Below are 18,827 nucleotides of genomic sequence, written 5' to 3' on the forward strand. Positions count from 1 at the left end.
ATTGTCTCCGCAATCAGTATTCAGGAAATAAGCAGCAATGCTACAATCTTTGCCTGAAAATGTTAAATACCATTGGAGTTATCAGCCGCGTGTTACCGATTTATGACGTTAGTGATTCCTTACTTACGGCCTTACAGCAATCTCCGCAAGTGTTATTACATGCCCCTACAGGGGCGGGTAAATCAACCGTTTTACCTCGGCTAATATTAGAAAGTGGGGTGATTGACGGACGTATTATCATGTTGGAGCCGAGACGAATTGCGGCTCGTAGCGTCGCTAAACGGTTAGCCGAGCAGTTAGGCGAAGATATCGGTAACACGGTAGGGTTGCGCATGCGCTCTGAAAGCCGAGTTAGTGTAAACACACGTATCGAAGTGGTGACTGAAGGGGTTTTGACTCGCATGTTGCAAGATGATCCGATGTTAGAAGGGGTCGGTTTAGTCATTCTTGATGAGTTTCATGAACGCAGTTTACAAGCGGATTTAGGCTTGGCGCTACTGCTTGATACTCAGCAGGCACTGCGTGATGATTTAAAAATCTTGTTGATGTCGGCCACATTGGATGATCAAGGGCTGGTGGCTCTATTCCCTGATGCCCCCGTGATCGTATCCGAAGGGCGTGCCTATCCTGTCGAAAGGCATTTTTACCCCATCAATGCGAATAAATTATTCCACAAAGAGGTGGCAAATGCGGTTTGGCGATTACTTCAACAAGAAAGTGGCTCGCTATTGCTTTTTCTACCCGGTGCGGGGGAAATCGAGCGAACTCGCTCAGAGCTAGCTTCTATGGTTAGTGAGGACATACTTTTATGCCCAATGTATGGGGCACTATCAATAAAAGAGCAGCAGCAAGCCATTCAGCCTGCCCCTGAAGGTAAACGTAAAGTCGTTTTAGCGACCAATATTGCAGAAACTAGCTTAACGATTGAAGGCATTCGCTTAGTTGTTGACAGCGGTTTTGAACGAGTAGGCTTATTTAATCCTCGCACTGGACTAACAAAACTGGTTAAACAGCGTATTAGCCAAGCGTCCATGCAGCAGCGGGCTGGGCGAGCAGGACGGTTAGAAGCCGGTATTTGTTGGCATTTATTCAGTCAAGAGCAAGCGGAAAGAGCTGCACAATTTAGTGAAGCTGAAATATTACACAGTGATTTAAGTTCGTTATGGTTATCCCTGTTGCAGTGGGGATGCCAAGCGGTGGAGCAGCTTCAATGGTTAAACCTGCCACCACAACCCGCAATAGCCGCAGCGAAAGAGTTGCTGAGTCGACTTGGGGCGATTGATCAACACGGCAAGCTAACTCCGCTTGGAAGAGGAGTCGCAGAACTCGGAAGTTCAGTGCGCACTGCCGCCGTGTTGTACAAGGCCTTGCAAAGTCAAAATAATGAAGTGATTAAATTAGCGGCGTTATTAGTGGCAATATTAGAAGAGCCTCCACGACAAGCTCACAGTGATATTTATTATTATTTGGATAAGCCTACAGAGAGTTGGTGCAAACGTGCCACTTTATTATGTGGTTATCCGGTCACAGCAGCAGTTGGCAGAAACGTCTCGCTAATAAGTGAGTGGTTACCTACTTTATTAGCGAGCGGTTTTCCAGACCGTATTGCGAAAAGTCGAGATCATCAAGGCCGCTATCAGTTAGCAAATGGATTAGGGGCATCGTTAGATGAAAATGACGCGTTGTTAGGAAATGAGTGGCTAATCGCTCCAACACTTTGGCAACCTGAAACCTCAGCAGATGCCAAAATAAGTCTAGCAACCCCTATTGAGATCGCTAGCTTGCAGGCGGCTTGTCCTGATTTGTTTTATCAGCAGGAAACCGTCGAGTGGGATGAACAAAAAGGCACTTTAATTGCTTGGCGACGGTTGCAATGTGGGCAATTGGTTGTTCGCTCTGAAAGATTAACCCATCCTGATAGACAACAAATTAAACAGGCATTGTTACATTGGCTAAGGCAAAATGGATTAGAAAGTTTAAATTGGAGCCCGTTTGCACAGCAGTTTCGGATCCGTTGCCAATTGGCTCAACGTTGGTTTGCTGATACCACTTTACCAGATGTGGCTGATGAGGCTTTGTTGGCTTCCTTAGAAGCTTGGCTTGCGCCTTACTTAGATGGAATAACTCACCGTAAGCAACTTCAAGAAATCAATGTCGGGGAGCTGCTGATGCATCGTTTAGATTGGGAGCAACAAAAATGGTTAAAAGAGGCTTTACCGACGGACTATTTAGCGGGTTCGGGGAGTCGTGTAAGCATTCACTACTCTTTAGATAAGCCCCCGATGATAGAGATCCGCATGCAGGAGATGTATGGGCAGACATCGAACCCAACGGTTGCTCATGGCAAAGTCGTTGTGGCGGTTGCTTTGTTATCACCTGCGATGCGCCCATTACAGATCACCCAAGACTTAGGGGCTTTTTGGCAGGGCAGCTATCGAGAAATACAAAAAGAGATGAAAGGTCGCTACCCAAAACATTTATGGCCAGATGATCCTGCTAATACGCAACCTACCAATAAAACTAAAAAAGCGATGAATACCGAGGGGCGTTAAGTTAAATAGAAGCGAATGAAAAAACAGGCGAGATATACACGAAACACGCCGTGAAAAAGCATCATCAGTCAATTTGAGCCTTCTAATTTTTTGTTGGTATGGATAAGTGCGCTAGCAACTCAATCCAGATATGGGTCGTGATAGAAGGTCTAACTGAGAGCGTTTTTATCTCGCGTTGTTGTGCTATGTCTCAGACATGGCATGAGTTTCACTGTCTGTCAGTAAATCGATGTAAATATCTGCATAACGTAACAGAAAAAAGTTATAGCTAGCTTCAGGCATTTTTTATCCACTCATTGCGCGACAAAATTGATATGGATCCTACACGCTCTATTTGATATGGAATAATAGAGTAAACTTTAAAAATTACTTTAAATATTAATTGGTTAATTGAGTGTTACGTGTATGCGTGTTTTTAGTTGGAAAGTAAAGTATCACGGATAAAAATATTCTATTTTATTAATTGCTTATAGGGTTTATTTTGTTTTTTTGCCGTGTTGGTATGTCATTGGCAGTTTTTGAGATAAAATTTAGCGATGCAAATGATGTGCAGACAAAGATAAGTGCGTAACAAGGCTATTTTATGCTCTAATAGATGTCCGTGGTGATGGAGTGATATTATTTGCTGTGTAAGGTAATGAAATGTAATTAAGAGCTTTCTTCTGTGAACGCTTTGACATTTTAAGTCAGAATCAAGGATAGTACGTTAAGAATGTAGGTGATATGGAGCGACCATGTCCGGTAAAGATTTTGAACCTATTGGTAGACGTAAAAATACGTCGACGAAAAAAAAGCAGTCTCATTCACGCCGCCGCCGTGATGACTATGATTATGATGAAAAATTATTTGATGACGATGATATTGATGAGCAAGACCTCGATGATGAAGAGGACGAGCTAATGGCGAAGAACAAAAATAACAAAGGTAACAAAAATCGTAAGCCAAAAAGCCGATGGCGCTGGTTTTGGTTATTGGTCAAAATTTTTATTGTCTTTGCTGTATTGCTTGGAGCCTATGCTTTTTATTTAAACCAGCAAATCAAAGAACGCCTTGATGGCAAGGTTTGGGATTTACCTGCGGCAGTGTATGGCCGGATGGTTAACCTTGAACCGGGAATGGATTATAGCCAAGCTGAAATGATCCGCTTACTGGAAGGTATGCAATACCGTAAAGTGACGAAAATTACTAGCTCAGGTGAGTTTTCCGTTAAAGGCAATACGATTGAAATATTACGGCGTCCATTTAATTTCCCTGATCAGAAAGAAGGGAAAATATTGGCGCGCATGGTGTTTGACCAAGGGATCTTAACTAAAATTGAAAACATGGAAAATGGTCGTTCATTTGGCTTCTTCCGGTTAGATCCTAAACTGATCACCATGATGCAGTCGGCGAATAATGAACAGCGCTTAGTTTTACCGTTGTCAGACTTCCCTGAATCGCTAGTGAAAATTTTGATAGAGACCGAAGACCGTAACTTCTATGAACATGATGGGGTGAGTCTTTACTCTATTGGTCGAGCGGTTGTCGCTAACTTATCGGCGGGCAAATCTGTGCAAGGGGGAAGTACCCTGACGCAACAGTTAGTTAAAAACTTATTTTTAACGAATGAGAAGACATTCAGGCGCAAAGCGAATGAAGCCATTATGGCGCTCTTGCTAGATTACAACTATAGCAAAGACCGTATCCTTGAATTGTACCTCAATGAAGTGTTCTTAGGGCAAAACGGGAACGATGAAATTCGTGGCTTCCCATTAGCGAGCCTCTATTATTTTGGTCGCCCTATTAATGAATTAAGCCTAGACCAACAAGCGTTATTAGTTGGAATGGTTCAAGGTGCCACAAAGAATAACCCGTGGACGCAGCCAGAAAATGCGATTAAACGTCGTAACATCGTGTTGAAAATACTAGAAACACGCAATGTTATCGATAATGAAATGTATCAAGTGCTTAGCGCGCGTCCTTTAGGAGTAAAACCAAGAGAAGGGCTTGTCGCCTCTCAGCCTGCTTTTATGCAGATGGTTCGTCAGGAATTAAATGAAAAACTGGGCGATAAAGTTAAAGAGCTTTCTGGCGCAAAAATCTTTACGACTCTTGACCCCGTAGCACAAACTGCGGCTGAAAATGCGGTGGAATCAGGTGTGGCTCAGCTACGAGCAGATCGCAAACTGAATGATATTGAAGGGGCGATGGTCGTGGTTGACCGCATTAACGGTGAAGTTAGAGCGATGGTGGGTGGCTCACAGCCACAATATTCCGGTTTCAACCGTGCGCTCAATGCGCGTCGTAATATTGGTTCATTGGCGAAGCCACCGGTTTATTTAGCGGCATTGAATGAGCCTGATCGTTTCCGCCTGAATACATGGCTAAAAGATGAACCATTATCCGTTAAGGTGGGGAATCAAGTCTGGAGGCCAAGAAACTATAGCCGCAATTTTACAGGGGGAATGATGTTGGTTGATGCATTAGCGAAATCACAGAATATCCCAACGGTAAACTTAGGGCTAGAAGTTGGGCTGGATCAGATAGTTAATATCTTTGTGCGCCTAGGTGCGCCAGCGAGTGCGATGGAAAAAGTTCCCGCAATGCTACTTGGTGCGGTTAACTTAACACCGGCTGAAGTAGCGCAAATCTACCAAACCATTGGTGGTAATGGTAACCGCGCTAAACTTTCTGCATTACGCTCTGTTATTGATGGCGATGGCACTGAAATTTATCAAAGCTATCCATCCGCTGAGCGTGCAATACCGTCACAAGCGGCTTATTTAACGCTCTATGGTATGCAGCAAGTGGTGCAACAAGGTACTGGGCGAGTACTGCTGAAGAAATATGGCAAATATAATTTAGCGGGTAAAACGGGAACAACCAATGACTTGCGTGATAGCTGGTATGCAGGTATTGATGGTAAAGAAATCGCCATTGTCTGGATTGGTCGTGATAATAATGGGCCAACACAGTTAACGGGCTCTACCGGTGCATTGCGTGTGTATCAGCGTTATTTGGATAATCAAACACCATTGGCGTTGATTAATCGTCAGCCTGAAGGGATTGTGGATATGAAAGTGATGCCTGATGGTCAATTTAACTGTTCAGACTTTGGTGGCGGACGCGTATTGCCGATTTGGACTGAGGCGCCAGACGCATTATGCCAATCATCCGCACAGCAAGAGCCAGTTTGGGATTTAAATAACAACGCTCAACCGGCCCAAGAAGACGCACCAGATTGGGTGAAGGAAATGTTCGGTAATAATTAATTAGTACCGTAAAATGAAAATGCCCCGTGAGTATCAACTCGCGGGGCATTTTTTATAGGCGGAGCTTATACGATCAACACTTGAAATAACAACAGACTGTTTGCATCGCTATAAATATTTTCACCACTTATCCAAGTGGGATATGCCGTTTTAATTCCCCACTTTTTATTGTTTCAGCACTTGTTCCCAATGCTTTGACGGGTTCAACTTGTGAAATTGTAAGTTGTGCTCTAATCGCTTTAACATTAATGAGGAAACGCTAGTCGCGACAAAATGAGGGAGTAAAGGCGTAAATAAGGAGGCGAAGATATCGCCTCCGAGTGAAAGAAAGGTTAAGCAGTTTTCATTTTTGCAAATGCAACTTCTGCTGCTTCGATGGTTTTCTCAATATCTTCATCGCTGTGAGCAATAGACATAAAACCCGCTTCGAATGCGGAAGGCGCTAAATAAATACCTTGCTCTAACATAAGGTGGAAGAAGGTTTTAAAACGCTCAACATCACACTTCATGACGTCTTGGTAGCAAGTCACACTTTTTGCGTCAGTGAAGAAAATACCAAACATGCCGCCGACATGGTTGATCACCATTGGAATGCCTTGCTCTTGTGATACGCGTTTTAAACCGCGGGCTAATTTTTCAGTTAGCTCGGTCAGTCTCGCGTGAACACCTGGCTGTGCAACCTCATTAAGACAAGCAAGGCCTGCTGCCATTGCAACTGGGTTACCGGATAGCGTTCCTGCTTGGTATACAGGCCCAATCGGCGCAAGTTTCTCCATGACTTCGAAACGACCGCCAAATGCGCCAACAGGCATACCACCACCAATGATTTTACCTAGGCAGGTTAAATCAGGTTGTACACCATAGTAATCTTGCGCGCCGCCGAGTGCCACACGGAAACCCGTCATGACTTCATCAATGATCAATAGGGCATTAAATTCATCACACAGTGCACGTAGGCCGGGTAAAAACTCATCGGTTGGTGGAACACAGTTCATGTTACCCGCAACAGGCTCAACAATGACGCACGCAATATCTTGTGGATAATTTTCAAAAGCCTGACGAACCGATGCTAGATCGTTATAAGTGCAGGTGAGTGTATGTTTAACGAAATCTTCAGGTACACCCGGAGAGTTAGGCTCTCCCATTGTCAATGCCCCTGAGCCTGCTTTGACTAATAAACAGTCAGCATGGCCGTGGTAGCAACCTTCAAATTTAATAATTTTGTCGCGACCTGTGTAACCACGTGCTAAGCGGATCGCACTCATGGTTGCCTCAGTACCTGAGTTCACCATACGGATCATATCGATAGAAGGCACTAATTCACAAACCAGTTTTGCCATTTCCACTTCTGCGGCAGTTGGCGCACCGAAACTTAAGCCTTTATTGACAGCTTTGATTACGGCATCACGGACGGCGGGGTGGTTATGACCAAGCACCATTGGCCCCCAAGAGCCTACATAGTCAACATAAGCTTTACCATCAACATCAAAAATATAAGCGCCATCAGCACGTTCAATAAATAAAGGCGTACCACCAACACCATTAAATGCTCGTACTGGTGAGTTGACGCCTCCGGGGATTAGCTGTTGCGCTTCATTATATAAGTTTAAAGATTGGCTCATGCAAGGCTCCTGAATAGGGACAAATAAATCGACTAAATACCGTTGAAACGAGACTTATCATACTTCAAGTTACTTAGATAGGGTGGCTCAAGCCATAAGGTAGCGCTGAGTGAGGCCACTTTTGGTTGGTCATCTACATGCAACTTGAATTATTTAATAGGCCTATTCTAAAGCACGGAACCAATTAAACCAAATGCATTGATTGGTATGCACAATGTGTTGAATTACGACACAGGACTTGAATCAATGACTAAGCTGGCGGATAATTAGTAAATTGATCTGAGTAAGCTATCTGCTTACGCTGAATTACCGGTTGACCGGCTTGGAGTAAAAAATGAGTGATGATGCAGCTCTGCCATTGCAGTTTACTGATGCGGCAGCAATTAAAGTAAAAGACTTAGTTTCTGAAGAAGACAACCCAAACCTGCGTCTACGTGTTTACATTACCGGTGGTGGTTGTAGCGGCTTTCAGTATGGCTTTACCTTTGATGACCAAATTAATGATGGCGACATGACCATTGAAAAACAAGGCGTTGCCTTGGTGGTTGACCCAATGAGCCTACAATATTTGGTTGGCGGAAGTGTTGATTATACTGAAGGGTTAGAAGGTTCACGTTTTATTGTGACCAATCCAAATGCGAAATCCACCTGTGGTTGTGGTTCTTCATTTAGCATTTAAGTCTTATCGTTGAGAGGGGCGTTCCCCCTCTCATTCATCGCTATTCTGAGTGTAATTGTTCACACAATGACTGGGCCGCCAGCACTACGCGAGGGCCAGCACGATGAAACCAATCTTCATTTAAACGAATAATCGGGATAGAAAGTTGCGTTTGCCAAAATTGGCGAACGGCAGTTTCTTGAGTCTCGGTTCCTGTCATTACAATCATCTCGGGCTGCCTAGCAATAACCTGTTCACGGCTGACTTGAGGCCAAGGCACAGCACTGTTTGCGAAAATATTTTCCCCACCACACATTGAAACAATGTCATTTTGAATAGTGTTACTGCCTGTACTAAATAGGGGTTGAGTGCCTAGTTGAATAAAAACCCGTTTTTTGGGGCGCTCTTGCTTAGCGTAACGTTGTTTTAGCTGGTTAAGTTGCTCACGCATCGATAAAACGGACTGCTGGGCAATTTGGGGCTGCGGGCTGTATTTAGCCAGTTGTTCGATAGCAGAAATAACCCCTTCAACGCTTTGTGGATCGAAATAGATAATAGGGATCCCCAAAGCAGCAAGTTGGTCGAGTGGGCGCTGAGGGTTACCACCTCGCCAAGCTAAAATAAGATCGGGTTTTAGTGCCACAATCCGTTCGACATTAAGGCCTTGCCAATCGGAAACCTGCTCTAATTGTTTCGCTTCGGCAGGATAATCGGAGTATGCACTGACAGCAATCAGGCTTTCGCCTAATCCAGCCGCATAAGCCAACTCAGTATTCGCTGGAGAAAGGCTGATCACGCGGTGTTTCGTGTCTGCAACAACCGATGTATTAAAAAATAGCAATAGTAGTAAGGCGAGTGTGGTTTGAAGTGTGCTTGGGTGCCATTTCATGCAGTCATTGCCTCTAACTAAAAGAATAAATAAAAAGCATAGCGTTTTATTGACTATGCTTTTTATTTTAAACGAAAGTTATGCGAGTTCAGCTAAAATTGCCGCTATCATCAGTGATGATTGGCGCGCTGCAACAGGTAAAAACTCATCAAAACTGGTGTGTGATTCTTTATCTGCTACATCGGAAATAGCGCGTACGACAACAAAAGGTACAGCGAATTGATGGCAAACTTGGCCGATGGCGGTAGCTTCCATCTCAACAGCAGCGACTTGAGGGAAGGTTTTTTTAATTCGAGCCAAAGGCTCTGCGCCATTGATGAAAGCATCACCACTGCACACAAGGCCACGAACCGCATTCATATCCAACTGTTGAATACATTTTTCGGCGAGCGCGATCAATTTAGGGTCAGCCATAAATGCGGGAGGGCATTGCGCCATTTGGCCTGGTTCATAACCAAAGGCAGTTACGTCTGCATCGTGATAACGTACCTCAGTTGAAACAACGATATCGCCAACATTTAAGTTAGGATCTAAACCACCCGCTGAGCCAGTATTAATTACTATATCGGGTTGGCAATGTTCAAGTAGCAACGTGGTGCCGATTGCCGCCGCCACTTTACCAATACCTGATTTTAGCAGCGCAACGTCGACGCCATTAATTTTCCCTGTGTAAATTTCACAGCCAGCACGGCTGAGAGTTTGGCAGCCTTCAATTTGTTCACGCAGGATGGCAACTTCCTGCTCCATTGCACCTATGATACCGACTTTCATTATGTCATACTCACTGTTGATTAATTAGACACTTAAGGTAGAGATGACTAAAGTGTAACATTGAAAGGTATTATTTCTCTGCCTTTTATTTTTGTCTCGTGTATAAAGGATGAGGAGTTGGTGTGAGCGAAATTAATTTTCTAACAAAATTAAATTATCAACGAAACTATAATAGCGCGAAAAGTCCTCGAGTCTCTGCTCACAATGAAGATGCTGTTAATCGCCAATTTGAAAGTGATAGAGGCCGAATTATCAATTCAGCGGCGATCCGTCGGTTGCAGCAAAAAACACAAGTATTTCCATTAGAACAAAATGCCGCAGTGCGCAGCCGATTGACCCATTCCTTAGAAGTACAACAAGTCGGGCGTTACATTAGCAAAACGGTTCTTCACGAATTAAAAAAGAAAAAGTTACTGGAAAAATATGGGCTACATGAGCGTTGTGATGCGTTTGAAAGCCTAGTCGAAATGTCTTGTTTGATGCACGACATCGGTAACCCTCCTTTTGGGCATTTTGGTGAAGCCGCAATTCAGAGTTGGTTTCGCCAACTGCTAGCCCCTCAATACCAATACACACCCGATTATCCGGATCCTTGTAAAATCGCCGCCATGCGTTTAACTGGGGATGAACGTCTTGATCTCTTCCGTCGTCAACTTAAACAGGATCTATGCTCTTTTGAAGGTAATGCGCAAGGGATACGCATGGTACATCGCCTATTGAAGCTAAACCTCACTTATGCACAAGTCGGCTCTATCTTGAAATATACGCGCGGAGCATATGATCTTGAGCCTATTCCTGAAGAATTTGATTATTTGATGAAAAAGCCGGGCTACTATTGGTCTGAACTCGGTTTCGTGAATGAACTATGTAAAAAATTAGAGATGGGTGAACATTGTCGTTTCCCACTTTCTTATATTATGGAGGCGGCTGATGATATCTCTTATTGTATTGCTGATTTAGATGATGCCGCTGAGAAAGGAATTTTTACCGTTGAACAATTGATCAACTATTTGCGGAACGAATGGGGGGTAGTCGAAAAAGGCGACTTATTTGATGAAACCATTATGAGCGCTTTTAATAATATCAGTGATAACCATACAAGACGAATTCAACAAGACCAATTTTTTATGTATTTACGAGTGAATATTACCAGTAAATTGGCTCGTTACAGTGCTCAGCGTTTTATTCAGAATCTCCCCGAAATCTATGCAGGGCGCTTCAATAGCGCATTGTTGGAAGATAAAAGCCCTGAGCATCGCTTACTTAAAGTTTTGAAAACGGTTGCATTTAAGCATGTCTTTAGCCATTACGAAGTAGAAGAGCTGGAGTTGCAAGGTTATCGCATCATTGGGGGGCTGTTAGATTTTTATCGCCCATTATTGATGTTAGAAAGGGAAGACTTTATTTCGCTAGTTGAAAATAACTATCACAAACAATTTTTTATCGAAACACGGTTATTCCATAAACTCTCTAATAAGCACCGTTTGTCATACAGTGAAGCAATTGAAGGCATATGTGCAACAAATGAAATAGAGAAATCTATTCTTGAGTTTTATTATCGGGCACGATTGATTCAGGATTATATCAGCGGCATGACGGATCATTATGCCTATGAAGAATATCGTAAATGTATGGTGTCAAACTGATTGTTTATTCGGCAGTAAGGTGATGAAGGCGTCAATTATTTTGAATAAGAGCCGTTCAAACAAACAAAAATAATAAAAAAATATACGTTAAGTGAAAAAGTGATAACTCATCTTGGCAAAAAAACTGCTATTATAGGCGCGCTTTTACTGAGCATATATTCTGCTGACTAGGTGATATGCACTAGTAGACGCTATAGTTACGCGTAGGTAGAGCTTAAAGTCAGTGTGTTGTCGCGTATCTTATGCCAGTGAGAGAGCATCTCTTTAACCAAAGAGAATATAAAATTATTTTCTGAAACTTAACACCTCGTAGTGACAAATTATGGCTCAATTTTACTCGCCAAACCGCCGTACCACCCAACGCCGTCAAATAACGGTGACAATCGATAGTCTAGATGCAGCAGGTCAAGGAGTTGCACGCTCTAATGGTAAAGCGATTTTCGTAGAAGGGCTTCTACCCGGTGAACAAGCGCTAATTGAATTGGTTGAAGAGAAAAGCCGCTTTGCGAAAGCAAAAGTGGTTAAACGTTTAAGTACCAGCCCACAACGGGTTAAGCCACAGTGCCGTTATTTTAATCAGTGTGGTGGCTGCCAGCAGCAGCACATTGATATTTCTTTACAAAGAGAAAGTAAAGCCAATGCATTACAGCATCTAATCGCCCGAGAAACTGGGGTTCAAAAAGAAGCCAAGCCCATTATTTTTGGTGAACCTTATGGTTACCGCCGTAGAGCGCGTCTTGGATTACAGTATCAAAATAAAAGCAAACACCTGTTAATGGGGTTTCGCCAAACTCAATCGAATACCTTGGTCGATATCAAGCAGTGCCCTGTACTGCATCACGACCTTGAACGATTGATCCAACCACTATCTGACTGCTTAAATCAGCTAAAAGCTGCACCAAAACTCGGCCATGTGGAGTTGATCCGAGCAGATAATAGCCTCATTGTCTTACTGCGCCACCTTGTACCATTGGCTCCCTCCGATCAGCAGCTGCTTAAAAGCTTTGAACAGCAACATGAGGTCTGTGTTTGGTTAGCAGGGGATGAACATAGCTTACATCCGTTAAGCGCTTCTACCGTGATACCCGAATATCAGGTTGCTGGGGAAATGTTACAGTTCAGCCCATTAAACTTTATTCAAGTCAATAGTGACATCAATCAGAAAATGGTTGCTCAAGCACTTGAATGGTTGGATCTGCACCCACATGATCGAGTTTTAGATTTGTTTTGTGGCATGGGGAATTTTACATTGCCTATCGCGAGGCGAGTCAAAGCCGTGGTTGGTGTTGAAGGTGTCGAAAATTTAGTCAAACAAGCGAGAAATAACGCGCAGCGCAATTCAATTGGTAACGCGACCTTCTATAATGAAAACTTAGAGGCGCAAATCCATACTCAGCCATGGGCAGCTGAAGGGTTTAATAAGGTATTGTTAGACCCTGCTCGAGCGGGCGCCGCTGGCGTAATGGAACATTTAGTTAAACTGATGCCCGAAAAAATTGTCTATGTTTCTTGTAACCCGACCACTTTGGCACGGGATAGCAAAATTTTGCTTCAAGCGGGATATCAGTTAGTACAACTGCGGATGTTGGATATGTTTCCGCATACCATTCATCTGGAATCAATGGCGCTATTTATCAATAGCCCAGAGGGTTAACAGGTAGGGAGAATATATGGTTGCTGTAAGAAGTGCACATCTTACCCCAGCAGGTGAGTTTGCCCCAGAAAAATGGGTAAGCGGGCTGGGCCTAAATAATCCACAATCAGAACAAAAACTTATCCATACCTGGCAGTATTGTCATGAAAAATTAGCAGGGCAAGAAACGGCACCCCTACTGCTATGGCGTGGGATCGAGATGACCGAAATACTCTCGACGCTGAGCATGGATATCGGTAGCTTACAAGCCGCACTGCTATTTCCGTTAGTTGAAGAGAAACAGCTCGATGAACAAGCGGTAATTGATGATTTCGGTCAATCAATTTATGAGCTGGTAAAAGGTGTCCTTGAAATGGATGCCATCCGCCAATTAAAGGCGACACAGTCGGGGGAAACTAGCTCCGTTCAAGTGGATAATATTCGTCGTATGTTACTGTCGATGGTTGAAGATTTCCGCTGTGTTGTTATCAAGCTAGCCGAACGCATTGCGCATCTACGCGAAGTGAAAGATGCGACAGAAGATGAGCGCGTATTAGCCGCTAAAGAGTGTTCCAATATCTATGCGCCATTGGCCAACCGCTTGGGTATCGGTCAACTCAAATGGGAATTGGAAGATTTTTGTTTCCGTTATTTGCACCCAGAAGAATACAAGAAAATTGCGAGCTTATTGCATGAGCGCCGTATTGATCGCGAAGAGTATATCGATAACTTTGTGACCACATTGCGCAAAAAAATGCTGAAAGAGAATATTCAAGCTGAAATTTATGGGCGTCCCAAGCATATTTACAGCATTTGGCGCAAAATGAAGAAAAAATCGCTAGCATTCGATGAGTTATTCGATGTCAGAGCGGTACGTATTGTCGTTGAACGTCTACAAGACTGCTATGCAGCGCTGGGGATAGTACATACCCATTTCCGTCATTTGCCGGATGAATTTGATGATTATGTCGCCAACCCTAAACCCAATGGCTACCAATCTATCCATACCGTAGTACTTGGGCCAAATGGTAAAACCCTCGAAATACAGATCCGCACCCGCCAAATGCATGAAGATGCAGAGTTGGGGGTTGCTGCACACTGGAAATATAAAGAGGGAGCAACAGGGGTTGGTAAAGGAAGCAGCTACGAAAACCGTATTGCATGGTTGCGTAAATTGATAGCATGGCAAGAAGAGATGGCTGATTCAGGTGAAATGCTTGATGAAGTGCGTAGCCAAGTTTTTGATGACCGCGTATATGTATTTACACCTAAAGGGGATGTTGTTGATTTACCTGCGGGGTCAACGCCACTCGACTTTGCTTATCATATCCACAGTGATGTTGGGCACCGCTGTATTGGCGCTAAAATTGGTGGTCGTATTGTACCGTTTAGCTATCAGTTACAGATGGGTGACCAAATTGAAATTATTACCCAAAAACACCCAAATCCAAGCCGTGACTGGCTCAACCCTAATTTAGGCTATGTGACAACCAGCCGGGGGCGCGCTAAGATCCATAACTGGTTCCGTAAGCAGGATAGGGATAAAAACGTGCTGGCGGGGCGTCAAATTCTTGATAACGAATTAGCGCACCTTGATATAGGTATCAAAGAGGCGGAAAAATTATTGATAGCACGCTATAACGTCCATTCTCTTGATGAGGTCTTGGCCGGAATTGGCGGTGGTGATATTCGTATCAATCAATTAGTCAACTTTTTACAAAGTAAATTCAAGAAAACGTCAGCGGAAGAAGCCGATCGCGAAGCGATGAAGACGCTGGAAAGTAAAACTGCGGCGCCACGGCCAGCTTCCCAAACGAATAGCAGTGGTCGCGTAGTTGTTGAAGGTGTGGGTAACCTAATGCACCATATCGCACGCTGCTGCCAGCCGATTCCTGGCGATGACATTGTTGGATTTATCACGAAAGGGAGAGGTATTTCTATCCATAGTGTTGATTGTGAACAGCTTGCTGAGTTGCAAAGCCATGCACCTGAGCGCCTAGTTGATGCAGTATGGGGGGAGAACTACTCCAGTGGTTATTCGCTAGTGGTGCGTGTTGTTGCTAACGATAGAAGTGGGCTGTTACGTGATATCACAACCATCTTAGCTAACGAAAAAGTTAACGTACTTGGCGTTAGCAGTCGTAGTGATGTTAAACAGCAGTTAGCGACCATCGATATGACGATTGAAATTTATAACCTACAGGTATTGGCTCGAGTATTAGCCAAACTGAATCAATTGCCAGATGTGATCGAAGCGAAACGCCATTCTAAATAATCGTAACATCGTTATGCAGTAATAAACGATCCCATGTTATCCTTGCGAAACATGGGATTTTTATGGTTTAAAAAGGTCAAAAAATGAGTACGACAGCATCACAGCTTGAACGATTACTAGACATTATGGCGAAATTGCGTGATCCACAAACAGGTTGCCCGTGGGATACTCAACAAACGTTTAAAACGATTGCTCCTTATACGCTTGAAGAAACTTATGAAGTCATTGATGCCATTGAGCGTGAAGATTTTGATGACCTAAAAGGTGAATTAGGCGATTTGTTATTCCAAGTCGTGTTTTATGCGCAAATGGCGAAAGAGCAGTCACGTTTTGATTTTAATGATATTTGCCAAGCGGTTAGCGATAAACTAGAACGACGCCACCCGCATATTTTTGACGCAGAAAATCACCCTGATAGCAATGTTGCACTGGCAGGATGGGAAAAGCGTAAGTCTGCTGAACGTGCACAAAAGGCGCAATTTTCCATCCTTGATGATATTCCAAGCGCGCTACCTGCCTTAATGAAAGCCTATAAGATCCAAAAACGTTGTGCATCAGTGGGTTTTGATTGGGACACGTTAGGGCCTGTAGTCGACAAGGTTCGCGAAGAGCTGGATGAAGTAATGGAAGAGGCCACTCAAGTGGTTGTTGATGAGCAGCGCTTAGAAGAAGAAATTGGCGATCTACTGTTTGCGACCGTGAATTTATCACGTCATCTAGGCCATAAACCCGAAATGGCACTTAACAAGGCCTGCCAGAAGTTTGAAAAGCGTTTTCGCCAAATAGAGTCACGTCTTGCACTAGAAGGTAAAACCACAGAAACCGCAACGCTTGAGGAGATGGAACAGCATTGGCAGCAAATTAAGCTCGCGGAATAATATTTGTTTTTAATGTGTTACCTTATTTTTTAAAATAGTTAGCATCAATACACGAGGAAATATCTTCATTTCCTAGAGGATATGAAACGATGATTGGTGATATAGGAAGTCCCCTTTCTGGAGGACAAAGGCAACGAATATCGATTGCAAGAGCACTTTATCGAGAACCTAAAATTTTGTTAATGGATGAAGCGACAAGTGATTTGGATGTAGAAAATGAGCGTAAAATAACGGAGGCGATTGCCTCACTACAAATTACCCGTATTTTTGTTGCCCATCGCCCTGAAATGATAAAGTCGGCAGATAAAATTTTTAATCTGCAATTAAATCGCTGGGTGTCACAATATGATTGACTATTATTGTTGCTGAAAAAGTCATCATAACTGCAAAGCAAGCTTAAGTTAACCTCATTAACATGCAATTAATACACGCTAGATTGCTGATCTTTTCTACGAGTTATACGAAAAATTTCACCTAATTTAATAAAACCATCTTAGTTCACTCTAGTTTTGCTGAAAGGATTTAGCTTTTGCGAAAAATATGCTAGCCTTAGGAGGTGTTTCTGTATAGAGACACTAATTAAAGAGAGGTGAAGTGTTATGAGTGGCATCATAACGCAAATTTGCTAACCTAAAATAGGTATATGATGAGTAAACTCACATTGCTATTTTACTTTAGGGAAAACAGTTTCTACGCTGTTGTGTCTCAAAAGCTATGGTAAGCAAAGTCACTTAATGGGTTAAATGGCTTGAGTGATAGCACTGTTGCTGTTTGCATGTTAATCAACCTTGTTTGGGGCTAGAAAATATTTTTTATTTTAACTAGCTGATATTAATGGAATATAGAGGAAAATTAACCTTATTATGCTTAGAACATTTGTAGCGAAATTAAGGTTCGGGTATACTGTTTTCCCGTCCTGTTATATCCATCATCTTTTAAACCTAAACTTTCAGGTTCAGCATGAAAACTAATTATATTTTTGTGACCGGCGGGGTCGTATCCTCTCTGGGTAAAGGCATTGCCGCAGCCTCTTTGGCGGCTATACTCGAAGCCCGTGGACTCAATGTCACCATTATGAAACTGGATCCGTACATCAACGTTGATCCAGGGACAATGAGCCCAACCCAACACGGGGAAGTTTTCGTTACAGAAGACGGCGCTGAAACTGACTTGGATTTAGGTCATTATGAGCGTTTCATCCGTACCAAAATGACGCGTCGCAACAACTTTACAACGGGGCGCGTTTATTCAGAAGTATTGCGCAAAGAACGTCGCGGAGACTATCTTGGCGCGACTATCCAAGTTATCCCTCATATTACCAATGAAATTAAAGACCGCATCATCCGTGGTGGTGAAGGTCATGATGTTGTTTTAGTCGAAGTTGGCGGAACAGTTGGTGATATCGAATCATTGCCATTCTTGGAAGCTATTCGTCAAATGGCGGCAGAAGTAGGGCGTGAACGCACACTCTATCTGCATCTGACTTTAGTTCCTTATTTGGCGGCAGCGGGTGAAGTGAAAACTAAACCAACTCAGCATTCTGTTAAAGAGCTGCTATCCATTGGTATTCAGCCAGATGTGCTGATCTGTCGTTCAGACCGCGTTATTCCTGCGAATGAGCGTGCAAAAATTGCACTGTTCTGTAATGTTCCTGAAAAAGCGGTTATTTCACTCAAAGACGTTGATTCCATCTACAAAATCCCTGGTATGTTGAAATCACAGGGCTTAGATGAGTATATCTGTAAGCGTTTCAATCTTGACTGCCGCGAAGCAAACCTTGCTGAATGGGAACAAGTGATTTATCAAGAAGCAAACCCTACTGGTGAAGTGACCATTGGTATGGTTGGTAAGTATGTTGAATTACCCGATGCTTATAAATCAGTTATTGAAGCTTTAAAACACGGTGGATTGAAAAATCGCCTAACTGTGAATATCAAACTGATTGATTCACAAGATATTGAAACTCGTGGTGTTGATCTATTAAAAGGCTTAGATGCTATCCTTGTTCCGGGTGGATTCGGTGAGCGTGGTATCGAAGGTAAGATCATGACAGCGAAATATGCACGCGAAAATAAAGTGCCTTATTTAGGCATTTGTTTAGGTATGCAGGTTGCCTTGATTGAATTTGCACGTAACGTTGCCAATATGGAAGGTGCAAACTCAACTGAGTTTGATGCAAACTGTAAATACCCAGTCGTTGCGCTAATTACTGAATGGCGTGATGAAAATGGTAACCTAGAAGTGCGTTCTGAAGAGAGCGATCTTGGTGGAACCATGCGTGTTGGTGGTCAACCATGCCACTTAGTTAAAGACAGCTTGGTTCGTGATATGTATGGTGCAGATACGATTGTTGAACGTCACCGTCACCGCTATGAAGTGAATAACCTGTTGCTAAAACGCATTGAAGATGCGGGGCTAAAAGTTGCAGGTCGTTCAGTGGATAACAAACTGGTTGAAATTATTGAAAATCCAAATCACCCATGGTTTGTGGCATGCCAGTTCCACCCTGAATTCACTTCAACGCCAAGAGATGGTCACCCATTGTTTGAAGGTTTTGTTAAAGCCGCTGGTAGCTACCAGAAAGGTGAGTTGAAATAAGATATGGCGGGGTAGGCAGATGTGCCTGCTCCCCACAATTTAACTTGTACTGAG

The 18,827-nt window shown here is 43.3% G+C and carries 11 protein-coding genes and 2 pseudogenes; 9 read left to right on the forward strand and 4 right to left on the reverse strand.

Annotation, left to right across the window (positions count from 1 at the left end):
• Positions 1 to 59 precede the first annotated feature (59 nt).
• Together hrpB and mrcB are read left to right on the forward strand one after the other, a co-directional pair.
• The gene (gene hrpB / locus PSE69_RS00470; RefSeq protein WP_121874631.1) at positions 60 to 2,552 is read left to right on the forward strand and encodes an ATP-dependent helicase HrpB; all 2,493 of its coding nucleotides are present in this window, start codon (positions 60 to 62) and stop codon (positions 2,550 to 2,552) included.
• Positions 2,553 to 3,286: 734 nt separating this feature from the next.
• A complete protein-coding gene (gene mrcB / locus PSE69_RS00475; RefSeq protein WP_036941313.1) occupies positions 3,287 to 5,803 on the forward strand; it encodes a bifunctional glycosyl transferase/transpeptidase in 2,517 nt (838 codons plus the stop codon).
• Positions 5,804 to 5,933: 130 nt separating this feature from the next.
• Here the strand turns inward: mrcB and PSE69_RS00480 are convergent.
• Positions 5,934 to 6,056: pseudogene (locus PSE69_RS00480) on the reverse strand (NadS family protein); the annotation flags it as partial.
• Positions 6,057 to 6,135: 79 nt separating this feature from the next.
• Entirely contained in the window at positions 6,136 to 7,425 is a 1,290-nt protein-coding gene (gene hemL / locus PSE69_RS00485; RefSeq protein ID WP_004922511.1) for a glutamate-1-semialdehyde 2,1-aminomutase, read from the reverse strand.
• Positions 7,426 to 7,759: 334 nt separating this feature from the next.
• Here hemL and erpA point away from each other — a divergent pair, with 334 nt between their 5' ends.
• Positions 7,760 to 8,104 (forward strand): iron-sulfur cluster insertion protein ErpA, encoded by a 345-nt coding sequence (gene erpA, locus PSE69_RS00490; protein ID WP_004922507.1) that lies wholly within the window; start codon positions 7,760 to 7,762, stop codon positions 8,102 to 8,104.
• A gap of 40 nt (positions 8,105 to 8,144) precedes the next feature.
• On the opposite strand, the gene btuF is transcribed toward erpA, so the two are convergent.
• Together btuF and mtnN are read right to left on the reverse strand one after the other, a co-directional pair.
• Positions 8,145 to 8,972, reverse strand: coding sequence for a vitamin B12 ABC transporter substrate-binding protein BtuF (gene btuF / locus PSE69_RS00495; protein ID WP_088499089.1), 828 nt, complete (start codon positions 8,970 to 8,972; stop codon positions 8,145 to 8,147).
• 78 nt (positions 8,973 to 9,050) lie between these two features.
• Positions 9,051 to 9,743: a 5'-methylthioadenosine/S-adenosylhomocysteine nucleosidase gene (mtnN, locus tag PSE69_RS00500; RefSeq protein WP_004922501.1), complete on the reverse strand. Its 693-nt coding sequence runs from the start codon at positions 9,741 to 9,743 to the stop codon at positions 9,051 to 9,053.
• Between the two features lie 122 nt (positions 9,744 to 9,865).
• Between mtnN and dgt the strand changes: the two genes are divergently transcribed.
• From dgt to pyrG, 6 genes and pseudogenes are all read left to right on the forward strand, one after another.
• Complete coding sequence (gene dgt / locus PSE69_RS00505; protein ID WP_121874630.1) at positions 9,866 to 11,389, forward strand: dGTPase; 1,524 nt, start codon at positions 9,866 to 9,868, stop codon at positions 11,387 to 11,389.
• A 322-nt stretch (positions 11,390 to 11,711) separates the two neighbouring features.
• Positions 11,712 to 13,043 carry a 23S rRNA (uracil(1939)-C(5))-methyltransferase RlmD gene (rlmD, locus tag PSE69_RS00510; protein ID WP_121874629.1) on the forward strand — a complete coding sequence of 444 codons (1,332 nt, stop codon included), beginning with the start codon at positions 11,712 to 11,714 and terminating at the stop codon, positions 13,041 to 13,043.
• A 16-nt stretch (positions 13,044 to 13,059) separates the two neighbouring features.
• Positions 13,060 to 15,297 carry a GTP diphosphokinase gene (gene relA, locus PSE69_RS00515; RefSeq protein ID WP_004922493.1) on the forward strand — a complete coding sequence of 746 codons (2,238 nt, stop codon included), beginning with the start codon at positions 13,060 to 13,062 and terminating at the stop codon, positions 15,295 to 15,297.
• 83 nt (positions 15,298 to 15,380) lie between these two features.
• Positions 15,381 to 16,175 carry a nucleoside triphosphate pyrophosphohydrolase gene (gene mazG / locus PSE69_RS00520; RefSeq protein ID WP_040132326.1) on the forward strand — a complete coding sequence of 265 codons (795 nt, stop codon included), beginning with the start codon at positions 15,381 to 15,383 and terminating at the stop codon, positions 16,173 to 16,175.
• Positions 16,176 to 16,213: 38 nt separating this feature from the next.
• Positions 16,214 to 16,528: pseudogene (locus PSE69_RS00525) on the forward strand (ATP-binding cassette domain-containing protein); the annotation flags it as partial.
• Positions 16,529 to 17,135: 607 nt separating this feature from the next.
• A complete protein-coding gene (gene pyrG, locus PSE69_RS00530) occupies positions 17,136 to 18,773 on the forward strand; it encodes a glutamine hydrolyzing CTP synthase (RefSeq protein ID WP_004922482.1) in 1,638 nt (545 codons plus the stop codon).
• Positions 18,774 to 18,827 lie beyond the last annotated feature (54 nt).

It is taken from the genome of Providencia sp. PROV122, from assembly GCF_028482365.1.
Lineage (GTDB): Bacteria > Pseudomonadota > Gammaproteobacteria > Enterobacterales > Enterobacteriaceae > Providencia > Providencia stuartii.

Coding starts and splice junctions, on each gene's coding strand:
- hrpB (WP_121874631.1), top strand. CDS start 60: ATGTTAAATACCATTGGAGTTATCAGCCGCGTGTTACCGATTTATGAC.
- mrcB (WP_036941313.1), top strand. CDS start 3,287: ATGTCCGGTAAAGATTTTGAACCTATTGGTAGACGTAAAAATACGTCG.
- hemL (WP_004922511.1), bottom strand. CDS start 7,425: ATGAGCCAATCTTTAAACTTATATAATGAAGCGCAACAGCTAATCCCC.
- erpA (WP_004922507.1), top strand. CDS start 7,760: ATGAGTGATGATGCAGCTCTGCCATTGCAGTTTACTGATGCGGCAGCA.
- btuF (WP_088499089.1), bottom strand. CDS start 8,972: ATGAAATGGCACCCAAGCACACTTCAAACCACACTCGCCTTACTACTA.
- mtnN (WP_004922501.1), bottom strand. CDS start 9,743: ATGAAAGTCGGTATCATAGGTGCAATGGAGCAGGAAGTTGCCATCCTG.
- rlmD (WP_121874629.1), top strand. CDS start 11,712: ATGGCTCAATTTTACTCGCCAAACCGCCGTACCACCCAACGCCGTCAA.
- relA (WP_004922493.1), top strand. CDS start 13,060: ATGGTTGCTGTAAGAAGTGCACATCTTACCCCAGCAGGTGAGTTTGCC.
- mazG (WP_040132326.1), top strand. CDS start 15,381: ATGAGTACGACAGCATCACAGCTTGAACGATTACTAGACATTATGGCG.
- pyrG (WP_004922482.1), top strand. CDS start 17,136: ATGAAAACTAATTATATTTTTGTGACCGGCGGGGTCGTATCCTCTCTG.